The sequence below is a fragment of the Corallococcus exercitus genome (assembly GCF_003611585.1).
Taxonomy (GTDB): Bacteria; Myxococcota; Myxococcia; order Myxococcales; family Myxococcaceae; genus Corallococcus; species Corallococcus exercitus.
Genome location: NZ_RAVW01000512.1, coordinates 1 through 6,206 on the forward strand (window position 1 = coordinate 1; position 6,206 = coordinate 6,206).

A 6,206-nucleotide genomic window follows, 5' to 3' on the forward strand; every position below is an offset into this window, starting at 1 on the left:
GGTGGGGAAGGGGAGTTCCGCGGCAGGGCCGCGCCCGTGGACCGGGAAGGCACCGCGCGCCGACTCCTGCCCCGGAGGGCGGGACAGGCGGCGCGCGGCACTTCATGCGACGGCTACTTCGTCTCCTTCGCGGTGCCCGTCGTCTTCGGGGCGCCGTCGAGGTACGCGCGGTAGGCCTCGAAGGCGTACGGCCGGCCGAGGAAGTCCTTCACCAGCTCCGCGGCGGGCTTGGAGCCGCCGGGCTCCAGCACCGTCTTGCGGTAGTGCATGGCCGTGTCGCGGTCCAGGTAGCCGGTCTCCTGGAACTTCGACTCCAGGTCCTTCGCGATGACGGAGGACCAGAGGTACGTGTAGTACGCGGCCGAGTACCCATCCAGGTGCCCGAAGGCGAGCTCGAAGTGGGTGCCGTCGCGGTACTCGTGGCGGAAGGGGGACAGCTTCTTCTGCAGCTCCGCGAGCACCGCGGACGTGTCGAAGCCCGGCGCGCGCGAGTAGTACTGGAGGCTGACCGCGGACAGGAACAGCTGGCGGCGCGCGTAAAGGCCCAGGCCGAACTCCTTCGACGCGCGCAGCTTCTCCACCAGCTCCGCGGGGATGGGCTCGTTGGACTCGTGGTGCTTGGCGAAGCTCTTGAGCACCTCCGGCTGCTCCGCCCACTGCTGCAGCAGCATGGACGGCGTCTCCACGAAGTCGCGCTCCGTGGAGATGCCGGAGATGGGCGTCCACTTCTGGTGGCCGGAGAAGATGGCGTGCATCAGGTGGCCGAACTCGTGGAAGAACGTCTCCACCTCGTCGTGCGTCATCAGGTCGCCGGGGCGCGGGAAGTTGCACACCAGCACGCCCTCCGGCAGCCGCTTGCCCTCCTCACCCGTGACGAGGTCGAACTGCGCCGCGTGCTTGTACTTGTCGTCGCGCGGGTGCATGTCCAGGTAGATGCGGCCCAGCGGCTTGCCGTTGTCCACCACGTCGTACGCCTCCACGTCGGCGTGCCACGTCTTCGCGTCCTTCACCGGCTGGAAGGCCACCCCCCACAGGCTGGAGGTGATGCCCATCACGCCGTCCTTCACTCGCGCGTACTCCAGGTAGGGCCGCACCGCCTGCGAGTCGAAGCCGAACTTCTCCGCGCGCAGCCGGTCCTCGTAGTAGTCCTGGTCCCAGGGCTCCACCACGGTAGCGCCCTTCACGTCCTTCTTCTTGCGCGCCAGCAGCTCCGCCATCTCCTTCTTCGCGCGGGCCTCCGTGGCCTGCGCCAGCTGGTCGATGAAGTCCGCCGCCGCCTGCTGCGTGCGCGTCATGCGCGTTTCGGTCGTGAAGGCCGCGTAGCTGTCGTAGCCCAGCAGCTTCGCCAGCGCGTTGCGCTTCTCGATGAGCTGCGCGAGCACCGCCTGGTTCTTCGGGAACGCGCGCTGGCGGTAGGTGCGCCACAGCTTCTCGCGCGCCTTCGCGTTCTTCGCGTACGTCATGAACGGGAAGTAGTCCGGGTAGTTGCTGGTGATGACCACCTTGCCGTCCGCGCCGGGCGCGTGCGCCTTCTTGTAGTCCTCCGGCAGCCCGTCCAGGTCCTTGGGCGTGAAGGCCACGCTGCGCGTGTCCTCCGCGATGTTCTGCCCGAACTGCTGGCCCAGCTTCAAAATCTCCTCGTTGAGCGTCTTCACCTGGGCGCGAGTTGCCTCGTCCCGGTCCACGCCCGCGCGGCGGAACTCCAGCAGCGTGCGGCTCATCCAGTACTGCGTGGCCGCGTCCGCCTTGGACAGGTCCACCAGCGACAGCGCGTCATAGACGCCGCGGTCCTGCGACAGCGCCACGTTGGCCGCGTCCACCTGCTGCTCGCACTCGCGGGACGCGTCGCGCATGGCGGCGTCCGGGTGGATTTCATGCGTGAGGCTGGAGCGGTTGGCCGCGTTGATGAGCGCCGTCTGCGCCTCGTCGTACGCCTTGAGGACGCCCTGGCCGTCCTTCTTCGGATCCAGCTTCTTCAGCGCGGCCACCTGCGCCTGCGCGCGCTCCAGGTCCGCCTTGCACACGGCCTTGAAGGCGTCCGGCGTGCCGGCCAGCGGCTCCGAGCCCTTGACGGGCGCCACCTGGGGCTTCGCCGCGTTGGCGGCGACGCGGGCCATGGCCTCGCGGTTCTGGGTGATGCTGCCGTTGGAGCAACCCGTCGCGGCGAGCGCCGCCACCACGGTGAGCGCGGGGATTTTCAAGGGGGACTTCCTCCACAAGGGGAACGACCTGCTTCGCGGGCCCGTCATGCCACATCCGCGCCCCTCCGCGCCCGTCCGCCGTGAACGGCCAGGCAGCCCCCCGGGACCGTCCGGATGCCCGGGTGCCCTGCCTGACGCACCCCGCCTTGTCTCCCGTCCAGCCGCCCGGTAATTCCACGCTCGCCTCGAATTCTTGGAAGTTGTCGGAGTGGTCCTGGCCGGAGGGTGAAACGGATGCGCAAGGCACTGGGTGGTGCGGTCGCGGCGTTGCTGTTGTGGGGCTGTGGTGGCGCGGGCACGGAGGCCCCGCCGGCGTCCCCCGAGGGGCTGTCGCTCACCTCCGGGACGGGACTGACCGAGGGCACCTGGGCGCAGGACGGGCGGACGGTGTCCTTCGCCTCGCGTGAGGTGGAGCCCGGGGTGTACCGCCTGGAGGTGCGCATGCACGGCATGACGCTGACGGGCCTGATGGACCCGGCGTCGGGTGTGTCCACGCTGGACGGCTTCGCGGACGCGAACGCGCGGGACACGCAGGTGGTGGAGCAGGACCGCCAGGTGCTGAGCGCGTTCTACGGGGCGCTCAACCAGGGCCTGCCGCAGGGTGACGCGGCGGCGCCGGAGGCCATGTACCTGCGCCGCGCGGTGGGCCTGTGGGCGCAGCAGCCCACGAGCGTCACGCTCAAGCGCACGGTGATGGGCGAGCAGGGCCGCGGCTACACGATGCTGTGCAGCTACGCGAAGTGCGGTGGCAGGAACACGGGCAGCTGTGGCGGCACGTACAACTGGTACTCGTACGCGAAGCACGACTGCAACGTGGGCGGCTTCGACAACGCGCGCAACCAGCAGATTGCCCAGCTGGGTGACCACACGACGTGCAGCGGCGACGAGTACTACATGAACGGCAGCACCTGGGTGTGCGGCGAGCCGGACCACTGGTCGCGCCCCAAGGTGATGGGCAACTGCTTCGGCCGCTGCGGCGGCGGCTGCGGTGGCGACACCCAGTACACGCTGGATGCCACCAACCACGACGGCTGCGTGCGCAACGGCCACATGCTGGCGTCCGGCTACTGCGATGACCAGTTCACGTCCGCGTCGGACGACGAGCTGTTCGCGCCCAACTGCTACTAGCGCGGATGGGACGACGCGCGGCGAGACTCGCGGTGGGGGCGGCGGGGCTGTGGCTCGCCGCGCTCGCCGTGCTCGCCGTGCTCGGTTGTCCGTCCACGACGTCCTCCAGCGCGGAGGCCGGGGAGGCGGTGGTGCGCCGCTTCTTCCAGGCCCTGCCCACGGGGGACTGCGCGGTGCTGGGCCCCATGCTGGTGACAGGGCAGGGCGTGCCTTCGTGCGAGGAGACGGTGCAGGACCTGCGCAGGCACGGCATGGGCCTGGTGGACGTGCTCGACGCGAAGGTGGATGGGCGCGACCCGGACGCGGTGGTCGTGCGAGCGCGCGTGTCGCAGGGAGGAACGGAGCGCTCGGAGCCGTTCCTCTTCCGGGTGGAGCGCCAGGGTGACGGCTGGCGCCTTCGGTTGTAGGGGGTGTGGACGATGCGGAACCGGAAGCGGGTGATGCTGGGGGGCGCGGTCGTGCTGGTGGCCGCGCTCAGCGCCGTGATGCTGTGGCCGGCCCGCGAGGCGCCTGCACCGTCCGCCACGCCCCCGGCGCCGAACGTGGGCCCGGCCCCGGTGACGGCGGCCCAGGTCGCGCCGAAGCGCGCGGTGCCGGTGCGGACGCCAGACCCCGCGCCGCCCCACGCCACGGTGGTGCCGCCCGCGCCCGGGGACGTGCCGCCGGAGCCGGAGGTGGCCAACGCGCCGCCGCAAGCGAACGACCCCATCGAGCAGGAACAGCCCCAGACGGCGCGCTGGAAGCTGGAGAAGACGGAGCACATCGCCACGCTGCTGGGGCGGGACGTGTCACGCCTGGAAGGCGAGCGGCAGGAGGCGAAGGCGCGAGGAGACAAGGTCCGCGTCGAGCAGGTGGACGCGCTGCTCCAGCGCCACCGCGTCCGGCTGGACGAGCTGCGTGAAGAGGCCCGCACCCTGGCGGACGCCGCCCGGAACGAACCGCCGGAGCCCTGACGGAGGAGAGGGGCTCCGCTCCGGGGGAGCGCTCCACACGAACCTGTCCGACAGTCGGACCGGTTTGAAGGACCAGCGCCGGTCTCCCGCTCCCGATGCGCAGCGGAAACCTGTCGGACAGTCGGACAGGTTCTGGACCGCGCCCGGGTTCGGACCTCGGCCAGTGCGGTGGCCGCCCGCCTGCCCTCCGGACGGCTTGCCGTGCCCGCGTCACCGGAAGCCCTCGTCGCTTCGCGCTGGGAGTATGAGGGCTTCTGCCGTGAGTCTCCGCGCCCTCACGCGGGCGTGACAGGTACGGCGCGGCGTGCGCATAGAAAAGAACGTGTCCGTTTCCACCGCGACTGCTTCCACCGGGCCTTCCAACATCCGCTCCACCCGAGGCACCCGGCTGGCTTCCATCGCGGTCGCCAGCGCGCTGTTCATGGAGTTCCTGGACTCCACGGCGCTGTCCACCGCGCTGCCCACGCTGTCCGTGGCGTTCGGCACCGACCCCGTCCACCTCAAGCTCGCGCTGACGTCGTACATCCTGGCCCTGGCGGTGCTCGCGCCCGCGAGCGGGTGGATCGCCGACCGCTTCGGCCCGCGCCGCGTCTTCATGACCGCCATGGTCGTGTTCCTCGCGGGCTCCGTGCTGTGCGGCTTCTCCCAGACGCTCGCGCAGCTCGTCGCCTCCCGCACGCTCCAGGGGCTGGGCGGCGCGCTGATGACGCCCGTGGGACGGCTCATCGTCGTCAACTCGGCGCCGCGCGAGAAGCTGGTGTCCGCGATGAGCTGGTTCACCATGCCCGCGCTGGTGGGGCCGCTCTTGGGTCCTCCGCTCGCGGGCTTCATCCTGGGCGTCGCGGACTGGCCGTGGATCTTCTTCATCAACGTGCCGGTGGGCCTCTTGGGCATGTGGGCCGTGGCGCGCTTCGTGCCCCCGCTGAAGCAGCCGGACCCCGGCCCCTTCGACACGAAGGGCTTCGCCATCGCCGTGGTCGCCATCACCGCGCTGATGGGCGCGGCGGAGACGGTGGGCATCGGCCTGGTGCCGTGGCCCGTGCAGGTGGGCATCACGCTGGTGGCGGTGGGGGCGCTCGCGGCCTACGTGCGGCACGCGCTGCGCACACCGCGCCCGGTGCTCAACCTGCGCCTGTTCCAGGTGGACACCTTCCGCGCCAGCATGATGGGAGGTGCGCTGGTGCGCATTGGCCTGGGCGCGACGCCCTTCCTCCTGCCGCTGCTCTTCCAGGTGGCCCTGGGCTGGGGGCCGCTGGAGGCGGGGCTCGTCACCATCGGGACGGGGCTGGGCGCCTTCATGTGCAAGCCGGTGGCGCCCGCGCTCATCCGCCGCGTGGGCTTCCGCCAGACGCTCATCGCCTCCAACCTGCTCACCGCCGCGCTGACGGCCGTGCCCGCCTTCTTCGGGCTGGGGACGCCCATCCCGTTCATCATCGTCACGCTGGTGTGCAGCGGCTTCATGCGCTCCCTGCAGTTCACCGCCACCAACACGGTGGCCTACGCGGACCTCCCCAAGGAGGCGGTGAGCAACGGCTCCACCATCGCGGTGGTGACGCAGCAGATGGCGCTGAGCGTGGGCATCAGCTTCGGCGGCCTGATGCTGCACGTGGCGCGCGGCGGCGGTGACGTGCGCCTCACGCCGGACCGCTTCGTCCTGCCGTTCCTCGCCATCGGCATGGTGTCGTCGCTGGCGGGGCCGCTCTTCCGCCGGCTGCGTCCGGACGCGGGCGAACACATCGGCGGCCGGGCCGCGGCGCGCGGCTGAAGCGTCCGGCAAACGACGCTCCCGCCGCGGCAAGGCTTCCGCGAAAGCCCCCGTCGCGGAGCAGGCGGGCAGGCAGCGCCTCTTTTTCCCACCTTCTTTCGCCCCTCCCCGCCCACCAGTTTCCCCGCGAGGAATCCAACAGAGGGGGTGGGAATGGGT

General features: G+C 70.9%; 5 protein-coding genes. 4 read left to right on the forward strand and 1 reads right to left on the reverse strand.

Translation table 11 applies throughout. The features are described 5' to 3' along the window. Positions 1-113 precede the first annotated feature (113 nt). Positions 114-2,117: a M3 family metallopeptidase gene (locus D7W79_RS37245; protein ID WP_439099267.1), complete on the reverse strand. Its 2,004-nt coding sequence runs from the start codon at positions 2,115-2,117 to the stop codon at positions 114-116. Between the two features lie 318 nt (positions 2,118-2,435). Here D7W79_RS37245 and D7W79_RS37250 point away from each other — a divergent pair, with 318 nt between their 5' ends. From D7W79_RS37250 to D7W79_RS37265, 4 genes are all read left to right on the forward strand, one after another. Beyond that, complete coding sequence (locus D7W79_RS37250; protein WP_120530023.1) at positions 2,436-3,329, forward strand: hypothetical protein; 894 nt, start codon at positions 2,436-2,438, stop codon at positions 3,327-3,329. 5 nt (positions 3,330-3,334) lie between these two features. Next, positions 3,335-3,736, forward strand: a complete 402-nt coding sequence (locus D7W79_RS37255; protein WP_120530024.1) for a hypothetical protein — start codon at positions 3,335-3,337, stop codon at positions 3,734-3,736. Between the two features lie 12 nt (positions 3,737-3,748). Beyond that, a complete protein-coding gene (locus D7W79_RS37260; protein WP_120530025.1) occupies positions 3,749-4,282 on the forward strand; it encodes a hypothetical protein in 534 nt (177 codons plus the stop codon). A gap of 364 nt (positions 4,283-4,646) precedes the next feature. Further along, a complete protein-coding gene (locus tag D7W79_RS37265; RefSeq protein ID WP_120530027.1) occupies positions 4,647-6,047 on the forward strand; it encodes a DHA2 family efflux MFS transporter permease subunit in 1,401 nt (466 codons plus the stop codon). Positions 6,048-6,206 lie beyond the last annotated feature (159 nt).

What these genes read in the sequence shown, in the direction of transcription:
- D7W79_RS37250 (WP_120530023.1), top strand. Translation starts at nt 2,436, where the DNA reads ATGCGCAAGGCACTGGGTGGTGCGGTCGCGGCGTTGCTGTTGTGGGGC.
- D7W79_RS37255 (WP_120530024.1), top strand. Translation starts at nt 3,335, where the DNA reads ATGGGACGACGCGCGGCGAGACTCGCGGTGGGGGCGGCGGGGCTGTGG.
- D7W79_RS37245 (WP_439099267.1), bottom strand. Translation starts at nt 2,117, where the DNA reads ATGGCCCGCGTCGCCGCCAACGCGGCGAAGCCCCAGGTGGCGCCCGTC.
- D7W79_RS37260 (WP_120530025.1), top strand. Translation starts at nt 3,749, where the DNA reads ATGCGGAACCGGAAGCGGGTGATGCTGGGGGGCGCGGTCGTGCTGGTG.